The following is an 18426-nucleotide window of genomic DNA, read 5'->3' as shown; positions in this document are numbered from 1 at the left end:
CGCATTAGACCGGAGAGCTTCCCGTGCTGCCTTGCGCCAGGTCAAGGACTGACCGGCTGCAGGGTGCCGTCGGCCGCCGGGGTCCAGCGCCCGGTCGGTACCGCCCGGCGGCGTACCCCGGGTTCCGGCGCGAGATGGAAGAGGTCGCCGTTGGCGCCGGTCAGCGCCAGGGGCACCCCGGCGCTGCGGGCGGTGGCGGCGTTCGCTGCCAGGTGCGGCGGCTCGCCGTGGACCGGGACCGCCAGCCGCGGCCGCAGCCAGCGGTAGAGGTCCGCGAGCTCGTCGCTGCAGGGGTGGCCGGAGGCGTGCAGCGGCGGCCCGCGGTCGTCGTCGGCGTGCAGGACCGTGATGCCGCGCTCGCCGAAGCGTTGCCGCAGCCGCGCCACCGCCGCTTCGTTCCCGGGAATGGTGCGGGCGCTGAACAGCACGCAGTCGCCCGGGTCCAGCGACAGGTCCGGGTGATCGTCCCGGGCCAGCCGGTCCAGCGCGGCACCGGCCTCGCCCTGGCTGCCGGTGGCGATCGCGAGCACCTCCCGGGGCGGGAGATAGCCGAGATGGGACGACGGCGCCAGCCGGTCGCCGGCAGCCAGGTAACCACAGGCCCGCGCGCAATCGGCCATGGTGCGCAGGGAGCGGCCGAGGAGACCGGCGTAGCGGCCGGCGGCGCGGCCCGCAGCGAGCAGCGTGCGCAGCCGGGCGACATTGCTGGCAAAGCAGGCCACGACCACGCGGCCCGGCTGGGCCGCCAGGGCGGCCCCCAGGCCCTGTGCCAGCTCGCCCTCGCTCGGGGAGCGGCCCGGCCGCAGCGCGTTGGTGGAATCGCAGACCACCGCATCGAGGCGGCCGTCGCCAAGCGCGGCGAAGGGGGCGGCGTCGAAGGCCGGCCCCACCACCGGCGCCGGGTCGATCTTCCAGTCCGCCGTGTGCAGCACGCTCCCCGCCGGGCAGGTGATATGCAGGGCACAGGTTTCCGGCGTGGAGTGGGTCATCGGCAGCCACTGCACCGCGAAGGGCCCGAGCTGGCGGCGGTCTCCCGGCGCCACCACGTTCAGCGGCGCCGGCACCTCGGCCTCGCGGCCCTCACACTTGCGGCGCAGCACCGCTGCCGTGAAGGGCGTGGTGTACAGCGGCGCCCGCAGCAGGGGCCACAGCCAGGGCAGCGCGCCGAGGTGATCCTCGTGGGCGTGGGTGGCGACGATAGCGGCGAGGCGACCGCGATTGGCCACGGCGAAGGCCGGGTCGGGCATTTCCACGCGCGTCTGCCGCGCGCCCGGGGAGCGCTCGAAGGTCACGCCGCAGTCGACCATCAGCCAGCTGCCGTCGTGGCCGTAGAGGTTCAGGTTCATGCCGATCTCGCCGGTACCGCCGAGGGGCAGGAACCAGAGATCGCGGGGGCCCGGGATCACGCGGCGGCAGGCTGGCAAGCGGGGCAGTGATAGAGGCGCCGGCCGCCGCGCTCGCTGCGCTGCACCTCGCCGCCGCAGCGGTAGCAGGGGTGTCCGTCGCGGCCGAAGACAAAGAAGCGGCGCCGCTCGCGCTGCAGGCCCTCGCGCTCGAGGCGGTCCGCGAGGCGCGGCGGCAGCACGATGCCCCCGGTTTCGTAGCTGCGCCGGCTCACCGCCAGCGTCGCCCGGGCCAGGCGCCCGCGCTCCCCGCGGCCGAGGTCGCCGGCCCGGCGCGCGGAATCCAGCCCCGCGCTGAAGAGAATCTCCGCGCGCAGGTAATTGCCGACCCCGGCGAGGAAAGCCTGGTCGAGGTAGAGGTCCGCCAGCTGGCGGCGCGCGAAGCGCGCCTCCCGCAGCCGCGCGGCGATCAGCTGCCAGCTGAGCTCCGGCGAGAGGATATCGGGGCCGATGCGGGCGAGGAACGGGTGTTCCGCGAGCTCCTCCGTGCGCCAGACGCTAATGTCCGAGGCGCTGTAGAGCAGCGCGCTGTGGCTCGCCGTGTGCAGGGCCACGCGCAGGGAGCGGTTGGTCTTCGGCAGTCTGCCGCGCCGCTGCACCCGCCATACCCCGTAGAGCTGGTTGTGGGAGTAGAGGCTCCAGCCGTGCTCGAAGTGGGTGAGCAGCGCCTTGCCGCGGGTCTCCACGGCGGTGACCCGGTGGCCGCGCAGCGTCGGTGCGTGGTGCCGGAGGCGCGGCAGACCGAAGCGCACGGCTTCCACGATCTCGCCGGCGAGCACCGCCTCGATGCGGTCGGCGGCGCGGCGTATCTCGGGTCCTTCGGGCATGGGCTGACTCCGGCAACAGGCACAGGGGTTACGCAGCCGCGGCACGCCCGGATGCGCGCTTTACAGGGCGCGGGCGAGGGGCGAGACTGCGGCGGTACTCTCCGTCGGCCAGTTCATGCTAACGATAAGAACGCGCGCCGCCTACGGCGCCGGCGGCGCCGTGTACGCCGTGAAGGAAGCGGCCTACACGATGTTCGTCCTGCTTTTCTATACGCAGGTGCTCGGGCTGAACGGCAGCCTGACCGGCGCGGTGATCGCGATCAGCCTGGTCTGGGACGCCCTGTCGGATCCGCTCACGGGGGTTCTCTCGGACCGGCTCCGCTCCCGCCATGGCCGGCGCCACCCGTTCATGGTGGCGAGCATCCTGCCCATCGGCCTCGGCTTCCTGGGCCTGTTCGCGCCGCCGGCCAGTCTCGCCGGCAGCCAGTGGCCGCTGGCCGGCTGGCTGCTGTTCTGGTCCCTCTGGGTGCGCACTTTCGTCACGCTGTTCGCCATCCCGCACCTCGCCCTGTCGGCGGAGATCACCAGCGACTACCACGAGCGCAGCCAGGTCCTCGGCGCACGGCTGGCCACGCTGTTCCTGTTCAGCGTGCTCGTGCCCGCCCTGGCCCTGGCCTTCATCTTCCCGGAGCGCGGCGGCGAGGACGGGCGCTTCGACCCGGCCAACTACCCGCTCTACGGCATCCTCTGCTGCGGCGTCTGCTGGCTCATGGCCGCGGTGACCACCATCGGCACCCGGCGTTACGCGCGCTCCTCCCGGGGCGCGGACAGGCTGCCGCAGCGTACGCCGCGGCTCGCGGAGCTGTGGCGGGATCTCGCCAGGACCCTGGGCAACGGCACCTTCCGCCTGGTGCTCGGGCAGGAGATCGCGATCATGGCCGCCTACGGCACGGTGGCGACGTTGAACATGCTGGTGTGGACCTACTACTGGGAGTTCAGCGCGGGCGAGGTGTCGCTGATCCTCGCCGTGCCCAGCCTGCTGGCGGTTGCCCTGGTGCTGCTCACCCTTCGCCCCCTGGGACGTCGCTTCGAGAAGCACCAACTCATGCAGCTGTCCATCATCGGCCTGATCCTGAACTGCCTGTGGCTCTACCCGCTGCGCATGACCGGCCTGCTGCCCCCGAACGGGACCACGGTCGTCTTCGTGCTCAACTTCCTGTTCATGCTGTTCTTCATGTACTGCTTCCTGCTGCGGGCGATCCAGACCCAGTCCATCGTCGCCGACGTCACCGACGAGCACGAGCACGAGCACGGGCTCCGCCAGGAGGCCGGGTTCTTCTCCGCCGCCAACCTGGTCAACAAGTTCGCCACGGTCTTCGGCCCTCTCTACGGCGGCATCGTGCTCGACCTGGTCGGTCTGCAGGCCGGCATGCGTCCCGGCAGCGTGCCGGCCCCGGTGCTCGACGGTCTCGCCTGGGCGTTCGGTCTCGGTACGCTGCCGGGCTTCCTCATTGCCCTGCTGCTGGTGCTGCGGATCAATCTCGGGCAAGCCCGGGTCGAGGAAATCCAGGCCGCCCTGCGCGCCCGCGGCGCTCCCCCTTGAGCGCCGCACCCTTGCCCCGCCTGCGGCCGTTGGCGACAATCCACCACCTTTTCCACGGAACCGCCGCGCCATGCCGACGCACACGGACAACATCCGCATTGCCCGCGCCCAGCCGCTGATCACGCCCTGGGTCCTGGGCGAGGAGCTGCCCCTGGACGACGCCGGGGCCGAAACCGTGGCGTCCGCCCGCCGCTCGATCGAGGCGATCATGACCGGGGAGGATCCGCGCCTCCTGGTCATCGCCGGGCCCTGTTCCGTGCACGACCCGGCGGCGCTCATCGAGTTCGCGGAGCGCTTCAGCGCCCATTGCGCCGCGCTTGATGACGCCCTCTTTCCCGTGCTCCGCGTGTACTTCGAGAAGCCGCGCACCGTGGTCGGCTGGAAAGGGCTGATCAACGACCCGGGGCTCGACGGCAGCTTCCATATCAACCGCGGCCTGCGCCTCGCGCGGCGCGCACTCCTCGACGTGAACGGCCTCGGCCTGGCGGCCGCGACCGAGTTCCTCGACACGACCTTCGGGCAGTACTACACGGACCTGGTGAGCTTCGGCGCCATCGGTGCGCGCACCGTGGAAAGCCAGATCCACCGGGAGCTCGCCTCGGGCCTGTCCATGCCCGTGGGCTTCAAGAACGGCACCACCGGGGATATCGGCGTGGCCATCGACGCCATCCGCAGCGCCGCGCACCCGCACTGGTTCCCGTCGCTGACCAAGGAGGGCACCCCGGCCATCCTCGAGTCCACGGGCAACCCGCACAGCTACCTCATCCTGCGCGGCGGTCGGGACAGCGGCCCCAACTACCGCTCCGGGGCACTGCGCGCCGCGGCCACGGCGCTGGCGGACGCAGAGCTCGCGCCTTCCCTGATCGTCGACTGCAGCCACGGCAACAGCAACAAGGACCCGGCGCAGCAGGCGCTGGTGGTCGCCGACCTCGCGGACCAGCTCGAGGCCGGCGAGCAGGCGCTGCGCGGGGTCATGCTCGAGAGTCACCTCGTGGGCGGCAACCAGCCGCCGGGGCCGCTGGACGCCCTGCGCTACGGCCAGAGCGTGACCGACGCCTGCCTGTCGCTGGACGAGACGCTGCCGCTCCTGGACGAGCTCGCCGCCGCGATCCGTCGCAACCGCCTCGGCTGAGGGCCGCCGCCCGCGCTCCCGGTGGCCGGCCGTTACCAGCGGTAGCCGAGGCGGAAGCGGTAGGTCTGGTCGAGCTTCTCGACGTTCTCCACGGCACCGAGGTCGTACTTCCAGATCACTTCGGCAGAGCCCTCGATATTGAGAATGAGCGGAAAGGACAGGCCCGCGGTGCTGTTGAGGAGCACGTCGCTCTCGTCGGTGAGCCCCCAGAGACCGGTCTGGTTGAAGTAGAGCCGGGTATTCTCCCCCAGGTAATCGCTGCTGGCGGTGACCGTCCAGGTCGCGGCCGGGTAGTCGTTGTCCTCGGCAACGAAGAACTCCTCCCAGACATAGGCCACGCCGCCTTCGGCCTCCAGCGTCAACAGGGAGTCGCTGAACAGCTTGCGGCCGAGATAGGGACCGACGTAGGTCCGAAGCTCCGTGTCCGCGAACTCGTCCTGTTCGAAGGACAGGTTCGCCCCCGTGTACCAGGGGCTGCCGTTGAGGAACCGGTCGTACTTGCCGCGGGCGATCCAGTTCTGCGCGTTCTTGCGGCCGTTCACCTCGTCGTACTCGCCGATGAGGCTGAGCGAGACGCGATCGTGCAAGCCGGTCCAGATGCTCTCGGCCTTGTAGTCGAGCTCGCTGTTTTCCGTGTTGCCCTGGGCCAGGGAGAAGCCGGCGCTGGCGAGGCCGGTCCAGTGGTAGCCCTCGCCGAGTTCCCAGGGCTCCGGGTTCACCCGCACCAGGTCGGCAAAGCTGTAGCTCGTCTCCTCCTCGCCGCCGCCCAGGACCAGCTGCTCGCCCCGGACCTCGATCGGCGAGGACTCGAGCACGCGTCCGTCGGCGAACTGGAGGCGCATCGGCGTCTCCGTCCGCAGGCTCTCGATCATGGCCTGGGGGATCTTCACGGCGTCCGCGAAGGCGGTGTTCATGATGACCTTGCCGCCGTCGGCATCAACGACGGTGCCGAAGAGCACCGACCCGTCCTTCAGCTCGACGCGGTCCGGCACCGCGGCAGCGGCCGAGCTGGCGCAGGCCGGGTCGGTGAAGACCAGCGTGGCGCAGGCCAGGGTCATCAGCAGGCTGAGGACGGGGGCGTGCGGCTTGAACATGCGCTTTCCTTCCGGGGCTTGTGCTGGGCTTGTGCTGGGCTTGGGGGGTGGGCATTGCTGTCGACCCCTTCGCGACCCCGCTTCACCGGTGGCCGCGGGCGACGCTGCCGCCCGGTGCCCTATGCTAAAGCCTCGATCAGAAGTTGTAACGCACCTCGACCCCGTAAGTGAGCGGTTCCTGGATATTCGTGGTGTAGGCACCCAGGGTATCGGCCACGAAACCGCCCGGGTTCGAGGCGTATTCCTTGTCCAGGAGGTTGCGGCCCCAGAGCGCGAGCTCGAGCTGGTCGCCGGCGTTGGTCCAGGCGATGCGCGCGTTCAGCAGCTCGCGGTCCTGGAAGTACCAGGGACCCTCGGTGAAGATCACCGCCTCCGAGTCGTCGTCGGCATCGTTGTAAATGTAATCGACGTGTACCAGCAGTGAACCCACGGGCACGGCGGGCGTCCAGTCGAGGCGCAGGGTGTAGTCGGTCTGCGTATCCAGCGTTTCCTTGACCCCGCCGGCGGGCTCGCCCTGGGCGTCGAAGAAAGCATCCTGCACGCGCTCCGTATCGCGCCAGGTGGTCAACCCCGTGAGCCGCAGCGTGTCCAGCACCTGCCACTGGGCCATGAGCTCCCAGCCCCGGGTCTCCTCGTCGGAGCTGACCACGCTGACCTGCGCCGTCGGGTCGTCCGGCCCCTCCTTGACGCTCTCGGCGCCCTGGCGGTTCTCCAGGTCCTGCAGGAAGGCGGCCGCCTCGATGCGCAGGCGGTTGTCGAAGAAGTCCCCCTTCAGGCCGAGCTCGATGCTGGTCATGTCCTCCGGGTCGAAGGGCCCGGCGACGATGGAAGAGAAGGTCTGGCCGTCGAAGCCACCGGACTTGTAGCCCGTCGCATAGGACAGGTAGGTCATCGCCCGTTCCATGAAAGTCCACTCGACCACGGCGCGGCCCGTGGTCCGGCTCCAGTCCTCGCTGTCCTCGAAGCGCATGAAGTAGTCTTCCGGCGCGGCGCCGGTAGCGGCGGGGTCGTAGGCGACCCGCGCCGGCGCGAAGGGCCAGCCGGCGATGCTGTTGTCGAAGGTCTGCCAGGCGTACTCCTTGTCGTCGTAGCTGTAGCGCAGGCCACCGATCAGGCGCACCGCGTCCGACAGCTGGTAGGTGACGTCGGTGAAGACCCCCCAGTTGACGAAGTCGCCCTCGTTATCCATGGTCTCGGTAAAGTAGGTTCCCGCGTAGGACGGCGGCAGCACGGCGATGTTGCCGGCGAGCGCGGAGACGCCGAGCCAGAAGTCATCCCCCGAGTCGGCAAAAAGGTCCCAGGCGTGCACGTCCGGCGTGGCGGGAATGCCGAAGGCCGGCAGCAGCTCGAGGCTCAGGAACTGCATGTAGGAGTCGGCGAGGAGGCCGATATCCGTGCGCTGGTACACCTCCTCGACGCTGTAGTTGGCGCCGGCAACGACGTCGAAGCGGTCGTTGGTGAAGTTGAACCGCAGCTCCCCGTAGACGATGTCCGAGTCCTCGATGTTGTTCGTGTCGAGGTAGCGCCGCGGGTCCGCGGTGCCGTCCTCGTCCTGCTTGTTGAAGGTTTCCCAGCTGCGGTAGCTGAGGATGCCGAACAGCGACAGCTGCTCGCTGAAGGCGTGGTCGACCTGCAGCGAGACGCCGACCATGTCGCGGTCCTCGTCGCGGTCGGGGACATCGTTTTCCACATCGCTGGCGAAGGGGTCGGTGTTGAGCGCGTACTTGCTGACGCCGATGGAGTAGCTGGTGTTCTCCTCCCGCTTCTCGATGTCCCCGGCGAGCTTCAGGTGGGTCTGCTCCGACAGGTCGACGGCGATGGCGAGGCGGCCGAAGCTGTAGTTGCGCTCGCGCAGGTCGTCGCCGATGCCCCGGTTGTCGAAGATCGCGTCCTGGGCGTGGTCGAGCACGTTCGCGCGGATGGCCACGCGGTCGCCGACGGGGATATTCACCATGCCCTCGACATTGAGCAGACCGTAGTTGCCGACGCGCGCTCGGGCGAAGGCATCGAACGCGTCCATGGCCGGGGCGTAGGGGATCATGTTCACCACACCGGCGGTCGCATTGCGCCCGTAGAGGGTACCCTGGGGGCCCTTGAGCACCTCGATCCGCTCGATATCCACGAAGGGGATACTGGTGACGGCCCGCGGCAGGTAGGCGTTGTCGTAGAAGGTGGCGACAGACGGGTCCTGGCCGCTGGAGATATTCGGGCTCGACACGCCGCGGATCTCCACCCCCAGCTGCGTGGACTGGTTGGAGGTGACCGAGCCGAAGCGCACCCCGGGCATGAAGTCGTCGATGTCGGCGATATCGAGGGCGCTCGTGGCCAGGATATCGGCCTCGGAGAAGGTGTTCACCGCGATGGGTACGGTCATCCGGCTCTCCTCGCGCTTCTGCGCGGTGACGAGCACTTCCTCGAGGGTGAGCCGGTAGGCGCCGTCGTCCGCCGGGGGCTGCGCGAGCGCGCCCGCGCTGGCCAGCCCGAGAACGAGCCCGGTGGCCATACCGGGAAGGCGCCGTGACGGGCGCGAAGATGAAGACGTCAAGGCGGGAACGGACCGGCATCCACGACGGATGGCAGCCGACGCTGGCAGTACGGTATCCATGGTATCGCCCCCCCGGGCACTGCTTATTATGTTGTTGTCAGGCTGCTTGTTATCACGCGGTCATCCCCCGCGACCGCTCGCACCGGTTGTAGCGCTAACCGCCCCCAGCGTCAACTCGCCGGCGGCTTACCAGCGGTAACCGATGCGGAAGCGATAAGTCTGGTCCAGTTCCTCGACGCCTTCCACCGCGCCGGTGTCGTACTTCCAGATCACCTCGGCGGCGCCCTCGATGTTCAGCAGGAGCGGGAAGGAAAGGCCGGCAGTGGTGTTGATGAGCACGTCGGCCGTGTTGGACAGGTCCCACAGGCCCGTCTGGTTGAAGTAGAGCCGCGTACCCTCGCCGAGGTAGTTGCTCGAGGCGTTCAGGGACCAGGTGGCGGCGGGATAGTCGTTGTCTTCCGCCACGAAGAAGTTCTCCCAGACGTAGGAGACACCACCTTCCGCCTCGAGCGTGAATACCGGTTCCGTGAAGATCTTGCGGCCGAGGTAGGGGCCGAGGTAGGTCCTGAGCTCCGTGTCGGCGAACTCGTCGTGCTCGAAGGACAGGTTGCCGCCCCAGTACCAGGGGCTGTCTTCGAGGAAGCGGTCGTACTTGCCACGGGCGATCCAGTTCTCGGCGTTCTTCTCGCCGTTGGCCTCGTCGTACTCGCCGATGAGGTTGAAGGAGTAGCGATCGAGGAGCCCGGTCCAGGTGCTCTCGACCTTGTAGTCGAGCTCCCGCGTATCGGTGTTGCCCTGCTCCATGGACAGGCCGGCGCTGGCGAGGCCGGTCCAGTGATAGCCGTCGCCGAGCTCCCAGGGCTCCGGGTTCACGCGCACGAGGTCGGAGAGCGCATAGGTCTCCTCCTCGCCCAGCGCATCCAGCACCAGCTGCTCGTTCTCCACGCGGATCGGCGAGGACTCGAGCACCGTGCCGTCCGCCAGCTGCAGGCTCATGGGGGTCTCGGTGCGCAGGTCCTCGATCTGGTCCTGGGCAATCTTGATGGTGCCGGCAAAGTCCGTCTCCACCACCACCTTGCCGCCCTCGGCGTCGGTGACCGTGCCGAGGATCGTGGAGCCGTTCTTCAGGGTGATCCGGTCCGGCGCGGCCGCGGCATTGCCGGCGAGCAGCAGGGAACACACGGTCCCGAGCAGGGCAGAACGAAGCGCAGTCATGGAGAACTCCTCTCGAGCGACGCCCGCGGCGCCGTCGCAACCTGAAGGTGGAAGGTGAAAAACCCGCGATTCTAGCCCCTCGGGGGAGCGCTGGCCATTACGCGAGGACGGTCACCGGATCGCCCACGGCCAGGGTACCGGGCCCGTCATGGAGCCCGTTCTGGCCGAAGAGCACCGCCCCGTCGCGGCGCCGGTAGCCGGCCAGCACCCGGTTGATGTGCGGGTCCCTCGCGGCGGTGGCCTGGTCGATGGATGGAATCGCGCAGCGTGAACAGGGTTTGACCAGGTCGACGGTCACCGCGCCGATGCGCAGGCGCCGCCAGCCGTCCTCGGCGTGGGGCGCGGCGCCGTCGATCACCAGGTTGGGCCGGAAGCGGTCCATGGGCACCGGCGTGGGCAGGCGCGCGTTGAGGCCGTCCAGGGATGCCTGCGTCAGCAGCAGCAGCGGAAATCCGTCGGCAAAGTTCACCCGGCGGCCGGCCGGCGCGTAGGCGGGATCCACCGGCCGCCGGCAGTCATCGGGCATGTACACCAGCCGGCAGGCCGTGCCGAGGCGCTCGCCGAGCCAGTCCGCGGCCGCCTCGCCGGCGTCGAGCGCCATCACGCGGTCGCCCCAGACCGTGACCGCGCGTGCCGGCGCGCCCGCTGCGGGGCCGGGTACCGCCAGCTGTGCGCCGCCGAAGGCCAGGACCAGGCCGTCGTCACGCTCCTCGGCCTGCAGCAGGGCCAGCGCCGGCAGCCGGCGCTGGCTGAGGAAATCCCCCGCCGGGTCCACCAGCAGCCAGCGCCGGTCGCCGGCGACGCCGAAGTGGTCGACGGTAGCCTGCGCGCAGCTAAGCCCCGCGGCGGACTTCAGCGGGTAGCGGTAAATGGCCGCCAGGCGCAGCGCGGCCATCAGGGCGCGCCCCCCAGGGCCTCGCGCACGCCGGCAAGGAGCGCGGCCATGCCGGGCTGGACCCGGGGCTCGTCGGTGAGCCCGAGGCGCACGATGACCAGTTCCTCCTCCGGCACGACCAGCACGTACTGTCCGGCGTTGCCGCCGGCGTAGAACAGCGATTCGGGCTGCCCGGGGAAGGCCGCGCCGCCGGTGTTTAGCCAGAAGCTGCGTCCGTAGCGGCCGAGCGGGTCCGAGGGCCGGGGCGCGACCGCCTCGCGCAGCCACTCGCGGGACAGGAGCGCCGAGCGGCCGTGCCAGGCGTCGAGCCAGAGCTGCCCCACGCGCAGCCAGTCGCGGGCCGTCATGTAACTGTAGCTGGAGCCGACCTGGGTGCCGCTCGCATCGGCTTCGGGCACGAGAGAGCGGATGCCCAGCGGCTCGCTGAAGTGCTCGCGCACCCAGTCCGCGTAGTCGGCATCGAGGCTCTGCTGCCAGAGGTAGGCGGCGAGGTTGCTGTCGCCGCTGGAGTAGCTGAAGTGCGCGCCGGGCGGGCGCGCCTGCCCGGTGGCGGGCGCCTCGCGCCACATGGCGTCGCGGCGGTAGAGCATGGTGGTCGCGTCGCTGCCGGGGGCGTAGCGCTCCTCGAAGGCCAAGCCCGACTCCATCTGCAGCAGGTGGCCGAGGGTCAGCCCCGGGGCGAGATCGCGGGTCGTCGCGGGCGGGGCGCCCAGGGCGAGCAGGCGCTGGCGAACCGGGTCGGCAAGGGACAGCCCTTTCCCGTCGGCGCTGCGCAGAGCCACCCAGGTGGCGAGCAGGCTCTTGTTCATGGACCAGCCCTGGAGGCGGGTCCCCGCATCCACCGGGGCGAGGTAGCGCTCGGCCAGCAGGCGCCCGCCCCGGGCGACGGCCACCGCGAGCGTATTCCGCCCCCCGCCCGCCGGTTCCGCAAAGGCCGCGTCCACGGCCTGCGCCAGGGCCGCCGGCGCCTCCCCCTCGGGCCAGGGGTAGGCCGGCGCCGGTTGTGCCGGCGGCACAGCGCGCCCGTCGCGGTGCAGGCTGCAGCCGGTGGCGGGCCCCTGCACGCCGGCGCGGGCACTGACGCCGAGAAGACTCGCCCGCGCCTCGCCGCTCCCGGCATCCACGGACAGGTCGAGCAGCCCCCGGGCGGGACCGAGCAGGGCCATGCGCGGCAGGATGTCGCGCTCGATGACAAAGCGCGCCGGCAGGCCGGCGACGAAGACGCCCGAGCACAGCTGCTTGGCGCTGTAGCCGGTGGCCACCTCCGCCGCATCCATGCCCTGCCAGCCGGCCCAGCCCAGCGCCCCCGCGAGGCAGAGCCCCGCCGCGACCTTGATCTTTCCCATCAGCACCCCCATCTCAAAAACCCCCGATCATAGCCCTTTGAAGCCCCCGCGCCACCGCTGCCGGCACCGGCTTGCCACTGCCGATAGCTGTTACCATGGCGCCACCACAGGAGACCCCCATGAGTGACCTCGATTTCGACCTCTTCGTGATCGGCGCCGGCAGTGGCGGCGTTCGCGCCGCCCGCATGGCCGCCGGCTTCGGCGCCCGCGTGGCCATCGCCGAGGACCGCTATCTCGGCGGCACCTGCGTGAACGTCGGCTGCGTGCCGAAGAAGCTCTACGTCTATGCCTCCGAGTACGGCAAGGGCTTCGACGACGCGCGCGAGTTCGGCTGGCAGAGCACCCTGGAGGGCTTCGACTGGCACACGCTCAGGGACAACAAGAAGAACGAGATCGCCCGCCTGAACGCGGTCTACCGCAACATGCTCCGCGGCGCCGAGGCAACCCTCATCGACGGCCGCGCGCGCATCGTCAACGCCAACACCGTGGCCGTGGGCGACGACCACTACACGGCCGCCCGCATCCTCATCGCCACCGGCGGCTGGCCGTCGGTACCGGACATCCCCGGCCGCGAGCACGCCCTCACCTCCAACGAGATCTTCGATCTCGACGAGTTCCCGGAGCGCCTCGTGGTCGTCGGCGGCGGCTACATCGCCGTGGAGTTCGCCGGCATCTTCAACGGCCTGGGCTCGAAGGTCACCCAGCTCTACCGCGGGCCGATGTTCCTGCGCGGCTTCGACGCCGACATCCGCGCCCACGCAGCTCAGGAGATCCGCAAGACCGGCGTGGACCTGCGCTTCGAAACCAACGTCGAGGCGATCGAGGCCACCGCGGGCGGCTACCGGCTGCTGCTCAACGACGGCAGTTTCCTCGAGGCCGATGCCGTGCTCTACGCCACGGGCCGCAAGCCTCACCTCGAGGGCCTCGGCCTCGAGAACGTGAACGTGGAGCTCACGCACCACGGCACCATTGCCGTGGACGCGCACTTCCGCACCACGGAGCACAACATCTTCGCCCTCGGTGACGTGATCGGCGGCATGGAGCTGACCCCGGTGGCCCTGGCAGAGGGCATGGCCTTCGCCCGCCACGAGTTCGGGGACCCGAAGGTCCCCGTGGACTACGACTTCATCCCCACCGCCGTTTTCTGCCAGCCCAACATCGGCACCGTGGGCTTCACCGAGGAGCAGGCCGAGCTCGAGTTCGGCGAGATCACCCTCTACAAGGCCGACTTCCGTCCCATGAAGCACACGATCACCGGCCGCGACGAGCGCACCTTCATGAAGCTGATCGTCGACGACGCCACCGATCGCGTGGTCGGTGTGCACATGATGGGCCCGGATGCCGGCGAGATCATCCAGGGCATCGCCATCGCGCTGAAGGCCGGCGCCACCAAGGCAACCTTCGACAGCACCATCGGCATCCACCCGACCGCCGCCGAGGAGTTCGTCACCATGCGCGAGCCCTGGAGCGAGGACTGACCGCCCGGCTCCCCCGCGGGAACTCGGCCGCGGCGGCCCGGTCGAAGGAGCGGTCGCCGCCCGGTGCCGACGCAGGAGCGGGCAGCGGGTCTTGCCCCCGTTAGGGGGCTTGCTAGAATCCGGCGCCGCGCGGGACCCGCCCCCGGGCGCCCGCCCCGAAAAGGCCAACAGAAAGCCAACAGAAGAAACGGGAACGCCATGATCGACGTGCAGCGCCTGTCGCGTCGCTACGGTAAGACAACCGCCGTGGACGACGTCTCCTTCAGCATCAGTGACCAGGCGATCATCGGCCTGCTCGGCCACAACGGGGCCGGGAAAACGACCATGATGAAGATGCTGAGCGGCTACCTCGAGCCCTCGGCCGGGACTATTCACATCGGCGGCCACGCGCTCGCCGACGACGCCGCCGCGGTCCAGCGGGAGCTCGGCTACCTGCCGGAGAACCTGCCGGTCTACCCGGACATGCTGGTAGCGGACTACCTCGACTACGCGGCCACCCTGAAGGGCATTGGCCGCGGCGAGCGCCCGCGGGCGCTGCGCAGGGCCATCGACGCGACCAGCCTGGGCGACCGCCTCCTCGATCCGATCGGCAGGCTCTCCCGCGGCTACCGGCAGCGGGTGGGCGTCGCCCAGGCGATCCTCGGCGCGCCGTCGCTGCTGATCCTCGACGAGCCGACCAACGGCCTCGACCCGACGCAGACGGCGCAGATGCGCGCGCTGGTCCGGGAGCTGGCCGCGGACGCCACGGTGATTCTCTCCACCCACATCATGCAGGAGGTCGAGGCGCTCTGTGAGCGCGTGCTGGTGCTCGCCGGGGGCCGCCTCGTGCTCGACGAGCACCTGGCGCAGCTGCGCGAGGACAACACGCTCGTCCTCCGCGCCAGCGCCGAGGCCGGCGACCTCGCCGGCGCCATCGCCCGCCTGCCCCAGGTCGTCGCGGTGACCCCGGCAGGCGGTGCAGGCGAGCAGCACTTCACCGTTTCCCTGCACCCGGGCACGGAGCCCGACACGGCGTCCGGCAATATCGCCCGCTGCGTCCTCGACAGCGGGGCGCGCCTCTACCAGCTCGCCCCCCGGCTTCGCGATCTCGACAGCGTCTTCCGCGAACTGGCCGCGCAGGGAGGGGCACACCATGACTGAGAACATTGTCCTACGGGTCGCGCAGAAAGAGCTGCGCCTGTTCTTCGCCTCGCCGGTGGCGTGGTTCTTCCTCGGCAGCTTCAGCGCCGTAACCCTGTTCGTCTTCTTCTGGGTTGAGGCCTTCTTCGCCCGCAATATCGCCGACGTGCGGCCGCTCTTCGAGTGGCTGCCGCTGCTGCTGATTTTCCTCGCCGCCGCCCTGACCATGCGCATGTGGAGCGAGGAGCGGCGCGGCGGCACCCTGGAGCACGTGCTCACTCAGCCGGTGCCGCTCTGGCAGTTCGTCGCCGGCAAGTTCCTCGCCTGCCTGACCCTGCTGCTGCTCGCCCTGGCGACGACGCTGCCGCTGCCGCTGACCGTGGCCTGGCTCGGCAACCTCGACTGGGGCCCGGTGCTCGCCGGCTACCTGGCCACCGCGCTCCTCGGTGCCGCGTACCTGAGCATCGGCCTGTTCGTGTCGGCGCGTACGGACAACGCCATGGTCAGCCTCATGGGCAGCGTGCTGCTCGCCGGGCTCCTGTACATGCTCGGCAGCCCGCTGCTCACCGGCTTCTTTGGCGACGACGTGGGCGGCGTGCTGCGCCTGCTCGGCTCCGGTTCGCGCTTCGACAGCATCACCCGCGGGGTCATCGATGTGCGCGACCTGTACTACTACCTCGCGGTCTGCGGTGTGTTCCTGGTGCTCAACGTGTACACGCTCGAGAGCGAGCGCTGGGCCGCCGGCGGGCACCCGAGGCACCGCCGCTGGCGTATCGCCACGGGCCTCCTGGTGGCCAACCTGCTCCTCGGCGCGGTCTGGCTGCAGCGGCTGCCGATGCTGCGCGCCGACGTCACCGAGGGGCAGCTCTACTCGATTTCCGCGCCCACCCACGACGTGCTCGCCCAGCTGCAGGAGCCGCTGCTCATCCGCGGCTACTTCAGCGAGCGCACCCACCCGCTGCTGGCCCCGCTGGTACCGCAGCTCAAGGACCTGCTGCGCGAATACGCCATCGCCGGCGGCGACCGGGTGCGCGTGGAGTTCGTCGATCCGGCGCGGGAACCGGCGAAGGAGCAGGAGGCCAACGAGGAGTTCGGCATCAACGCCAAGCCCTTCCAGGTGGCGGACCGCTACCAGTCCGCGCTGGTCAATGCCTACTTCGACGTCCTCGTGCAGTACGGCGGCGAACACGAGACGCTTTCCTTCGGCGACCTCATCGAGGTGAAAACCGGCACCGGCGGCCAGCCGGAGGTGGTCCTGCGCAACCCGGAGTTCGACGTCACCCGCGCCGTGCGCGACGTGCTCTACGCGTACCAGGCCGGCGGCAACCTCTTCGAGCAGGTGGAGGCGCCGATCACCTTCACCGCCTACGTTTCCCGCGACGAGCTGCTGCCGCAGCTGCTCCGGGACTACCGGGATGCGATCCGCGCGGCGCTGGATGAACAGGTGGCCCGGAGCGGGGGCAAGTTCCGCGTGCAGTTCATCGAGCCCGAGGCCGGTGACGGTGCCGTTGCCGCGCGGATCATGAACGAATGGGGCTTCGAACCCATGCTCGCCTCCCTCGACGATCCGCGGGAGTTCTTCTTCTACCTGACCCTCGAGGATGACCACCAGGTCGTGCAGCTGCCCACGGGCGCCTTCGACCCGGGCAGCTTCCCCGACAGCCTCGAAGCGGGCATCAAGCGCTTCGCCAGCGGCTTTACCAAGACCGTGGCGCTGGTGATGCCGGACAGCGGCCCGCAGTTCCCCGGCATGCCGCCCTCGGGGCACAGCTTCGACACGCTCGAGCAGGGGGTGACCCGCGAGTACAGCATCCTGCGCGAGGACCTTTCCGACGGCAGCGTGGCTCCGTCCGCGGACCTGCTGGTGCTGATGGCGCCGGAAGACCTCGACGAGCGCGCCGTCTTCGCCGTGGACCAGTACCTCATGCGCGGCGGCACGGTCATCGTCGCCAGCTCGAATTTCTCCGTGGAGCTCAGCGGCGACCGCCTGCGCATGCGCGAGGTAGACAGCGGGCTGCGCGACTGGCTGGAGACGCAGGGTATCGCCATCGCCGACACGCTGGTGCTCGACCGGCAGCACGGGGCCTTCCCCGTGCCCGTGGTGCGGCGTATCGGCGGCTACGAGTTCCGCGACATGCAGTTCGTCGACTACCCCTACTTCCTCGACCTGCGCGAGCCGGGCCTGAACGGCGAGCACCCGGTGACCGCCGGGCTGCCGAACCTGACCCTGGCCTGGGCCTCCCCGGTGGAGGCCGTCGCTGCCGAGGGAAGAACCGTCACGCCCCTGCTCGTGAGCTCCCCGGAGAGCTGGCGCTCCGATGCCCGCGACGTGATGCCCGACGGGGACCCGGCGGGCGGCGACGCGCTCGCCCCCGGCGGCGCGCCCCTGGCGCCGGAGACCGTGGGCGTGCTCGTGCAGGGGCGCTTCGAGAGCGCCTTCGAAGAGGTGCCGCCGGCCCCGGAACCGGCTGCCGCCGGCGAAGAGACGGCGGGCGCGGACGGCGACTTCGGGGGGCTCCTGCGCCGCTCGCCGGCGTCCGCGCGCCTGCTGGTGATCGGCTCCAACGACTTTGCCAGCGACCAGGTGCTCTCGGGGCTGGTGGCCGCCAGCGGCACCCAGTACCTGAGCCCCGTGGAGCTGCTCCTCGGCGCCGTGGACTGGGCGCTGGCCGACGGCAGCCTGCTCGAGATCCGCTCCCGCGCTCACTTCAACCGCACCCTGCCGCCGCTGGAGGAAGGCGCGCAGGCGCGCATCGAGTACCTGAACTACGGCCTCGCGCTGGCGCTGCTCGGCCTGATCGCCCTCGTGCACCAGCTGCGCCAGCGGCAGCGTCGCAACCGCTACCGGAGGATCCTTGCATGAACCGTTTCCTGCTACCGGTACTCGGCGCCCTGCTGGCCCTGCAGCTGCTGGTGACGGCAGCGGTTTACCGGCCCGGCGCCGACGACGCCGCCGAGGCCGCGCTGCCCCTGCTCGAGAGCGGCGCCGCGGCCCGCGCCGACGGCCTGCGCGTGAGCGACGGCGATGGCGCCAGCGCCCGCATCGCCCGCAGCGGCGACGGCTGGACCCTCGCCGGGAGCGGCCTGCCCGTGGCCCCGGGGCGGGTAGCCACCCTGCTCACCGCCCTGGAGGTGGACCCCGGCTGGCCGGTCGCGCAGAGCCGCTCGGCCCGGGAGCGTTTCGCGGTGGCCGAGGATGCCTTCGAGCGCCGGGTGGAGCTGCTCGCGGGCGACGAGGTCCTGGCCACGATCTTCCTTGGCACCGCCCCCGGATTCCGCCAGGTTCACGCGCGCGCCGCGGGCGGTGACGCGATCTACAGCATCGGCTTCAATGCCTACGACGCGCCGACGGACGACAGCGGCTGGCTGGACCGCGGCCTCGCCGCCATTCCGGGCCCGACCGCGGTGCGCTGGGACGGGCACCGCCTGGAGCGCGGTGACGACGGCTGGCGCCTCGACGGCGAGGCGGTGGAAGACGGCAGCGCCGACGACCTGGTCCGCGCCCTGGAGGGACTGCAGGTCACTGGCGTGGCCGAGGCTCCCGCGGAGGAAGCGGCCGCCCGGACCCTGGTCGTGGACAGCGGGGACGACGCGATCGAGCTCACCCTCGCCGCCGGGGACGAGACACGCTTCCTGAAGTCGAGCGCCTGGTCGCCCTGGTTCACGGTGAGTCGCTACGACTATGACCGGATCGCGGACAGCCTGGAAGCGCTGGTGGGCAGTGACGAAACCGGCGAAGAAGACAGCGACGAAGGCAACGGCGCTGAGATGAGCGAAGGGCCGCAGGCAGCGTCGCCGTCGCCCTAGCGGCCCCGGGCAGGGCGCCCGG

At 70.4% G+C, this 18426-nt stretch carries 13 protein-coding genes; 6 read left to right on the top strand and 7 right to left on the bottom strand.

What is annotated here, in order from left to right; all coding sequences use genetic code 11:
- Nucleotides 1–41: 41 nt before the first annotated feature.
- Nucleotides 42–1406 carry a ribonuclease J gene (locus RKE50_RS16440; RefSeq protein ID WP_350038261.1) on the bottom strand — a complete coding sequence of 455 codons (1365 nt, stop codon included), beginning with the start codon at nt 1404–1406 and terminating at the stop codon, nt 42–44.
- Nucleotides 1403–2230, bottom strand: a complete 828-nt coding sequence (gene nei, locus RKE50_RS16435; protein ID WP_350038259.1) for an endonuclease VIII — start codon at nt 2228–2230, stop codon at nt 1403–1405. Before nei ends, RKE50_RS16440 begins: the two co-directional genes overlap by 4 nt.
- A 115-nt stretch (nt 2231–2345) precedes the next feature.
- On the opposite strand from nei, the gene RKE50_RS16430 reads away from it, so the two are divergent.
- Complete coding sequence (locus tag RKE50_RS16430; RefSeq protein WP_350038257.1) at nt 2346–3773, top strand: MFS transporter; 1428 nt, start codon at nt 2346–2348, stop codon at nt 3771–3773.
- A gap of 70 nt (nt 3774–3843) precedes the next feature.
- Nucleotides 3844–4905 (top strand): 3-deoxy-7-phosphoheptulonate synthase, encoded by a 1062-nt coding sequence (locus RKE50_RS16425; RefSeq protein WP_350038255.1) that lies wholly within the window; start codon nt 3844–3846, stop codon nt 4903–4905.
- A 32-nt stretch (nt 4906–4937) separates the two neighbouring features.
- On the opposite strand, the gene RKE50_RS16420 is transcribed toward RKE50_RS16425, so the two are convergent.
- From RKE50_RS16420 to RKE50_RS16400, 5 genes are all read right to left on the bottom strand, one after another.
- A complete protein-coding gene (locus RKE50_RS16420; RefSeq protein WP_350038253.1) occupies nt 4938–5999 on the bottom strand; it encodes a DUF481 domain-containing protein in 1062 nt (353 codons plus the stop codon).
- 136 nt (nt 6000–6135) lie between these two features.
- A complete protein-coding gene (locus RKE50_RS16415; RefSeq protein WP_350038251.1) occupies nt 6136–8502 on the bottom strand; it encodes a TonB-dependent receptor in 2367 nt (788 codons plus the stop codon).
- 228 nt (nt 8503–8730) lie between these two features.
- Complete coding sequence (locus RKE50_RS16410; RefSeq protein ID WP_350038249.1) at nt 8731–9759, bottom strand: DUF481 domain-containing protein; 1029 nt, start codon at nt 9757–9759, stop codon at nt 8731–8733.
- A gap of 97 nt (nt 9760–9856) precedes the next feature.
- Nucleotides 9857–10654, bottom strand: coding sequence for an MOSC domain-containing protein (locus RKE50_RS16405; RefSeq protein WP_350038247.1), 798 nt, complete (start codon nt 10652–10654; stop codon nt 9857–9859).
- Nucleotides 10654–12000 carry a serine hydrolase domain-containing protein gene (locus tag RKE50_RS16400; RefSeq protein ID WP_350038245.1) on the bottom strand — a complete coding sequence of 449 codons (1347 nt, stop codon included), beginning with the start codon at nt 11998–12000 and terminating at the stop codon, nt 10654–10656. Before RKE50_RS16400 ends, RKE50_RS16405 begins: the two co-directional genes overlap by 1 nt.
- 119 nt (nt 12001–12119) lie before the next feature.
- Between RKE50_RS16400 and gor the strand changes: the two genes are divergently transcribed.
- From gor to RKE50_RS16380, 4 genes are all read left to right on the top strand, one after another.
- Nucleotides 12120–13478, top strand: coding sequence for a glutathione-disulfide reductase (gene gor / locus RKE50_RS16395; RefSeq protein ID WP_350038243.1), 1359 nt, complete (start codon nt 12120–12122; stop codon nt 13476–13478).
- A gap of 198 nt (nt 13479–13676) precedes the next feature.
- The gene (locus tag RKE50_RS16390) at nt 13677–14618 is read left to right on the top strand and encodes an ABC transporter ATP-binding protein (RefSeq protein WP_350038242.1); all 942 of its coding nucleotides are present in this window, start codon (nt 13677–13679) and stop codon (nt 14616–14618) included.
- A complete protein-coding gene (locus RKE50_RS16385) occupies nt 14611–17460 on the top strand; it encodes a Gldg family protein (RefSeq protein ID WP_350038240.1) in 2850 nt (949 codons plus the stop codon). The genes RKE50_RS16390 and RKE50_RS16385 overlap by 8 nt, the downstream gene beginning before the upstream one ends.
- On the top strand, nt 17457–18404 hold the full coding sequence (locus RKE50_RS16380; RefSeq protein WP_350038238.1) for a DUF4340 domain-containing protein: 948 nt from the start codon (nt 17457–17459) through the stop codon (nt 18402–18404). The genes RKE50_RS16385 and RKE50_RS16380 overlap by 4 nt, the downstream gene beginning before the upstream one ends.
- Nucleotides 18405–18426: the final 22 nt, after the last annotated feature.

Origin of the sequence: Pseudohaliea sp. (assembly GCF_040217025.1) — a bacterium.
Classification (GTDB): Bacteria; Pseudomonadota; Gammaproteobacteria; order Pseudomonadales; family Halieaceae; genus Pseudohaliea.
The sequence above is the reverse complement of the archived record's forward strand: the minus strand, read 5'-3'. Positions and strand labels throughout refer to the sequence as shown.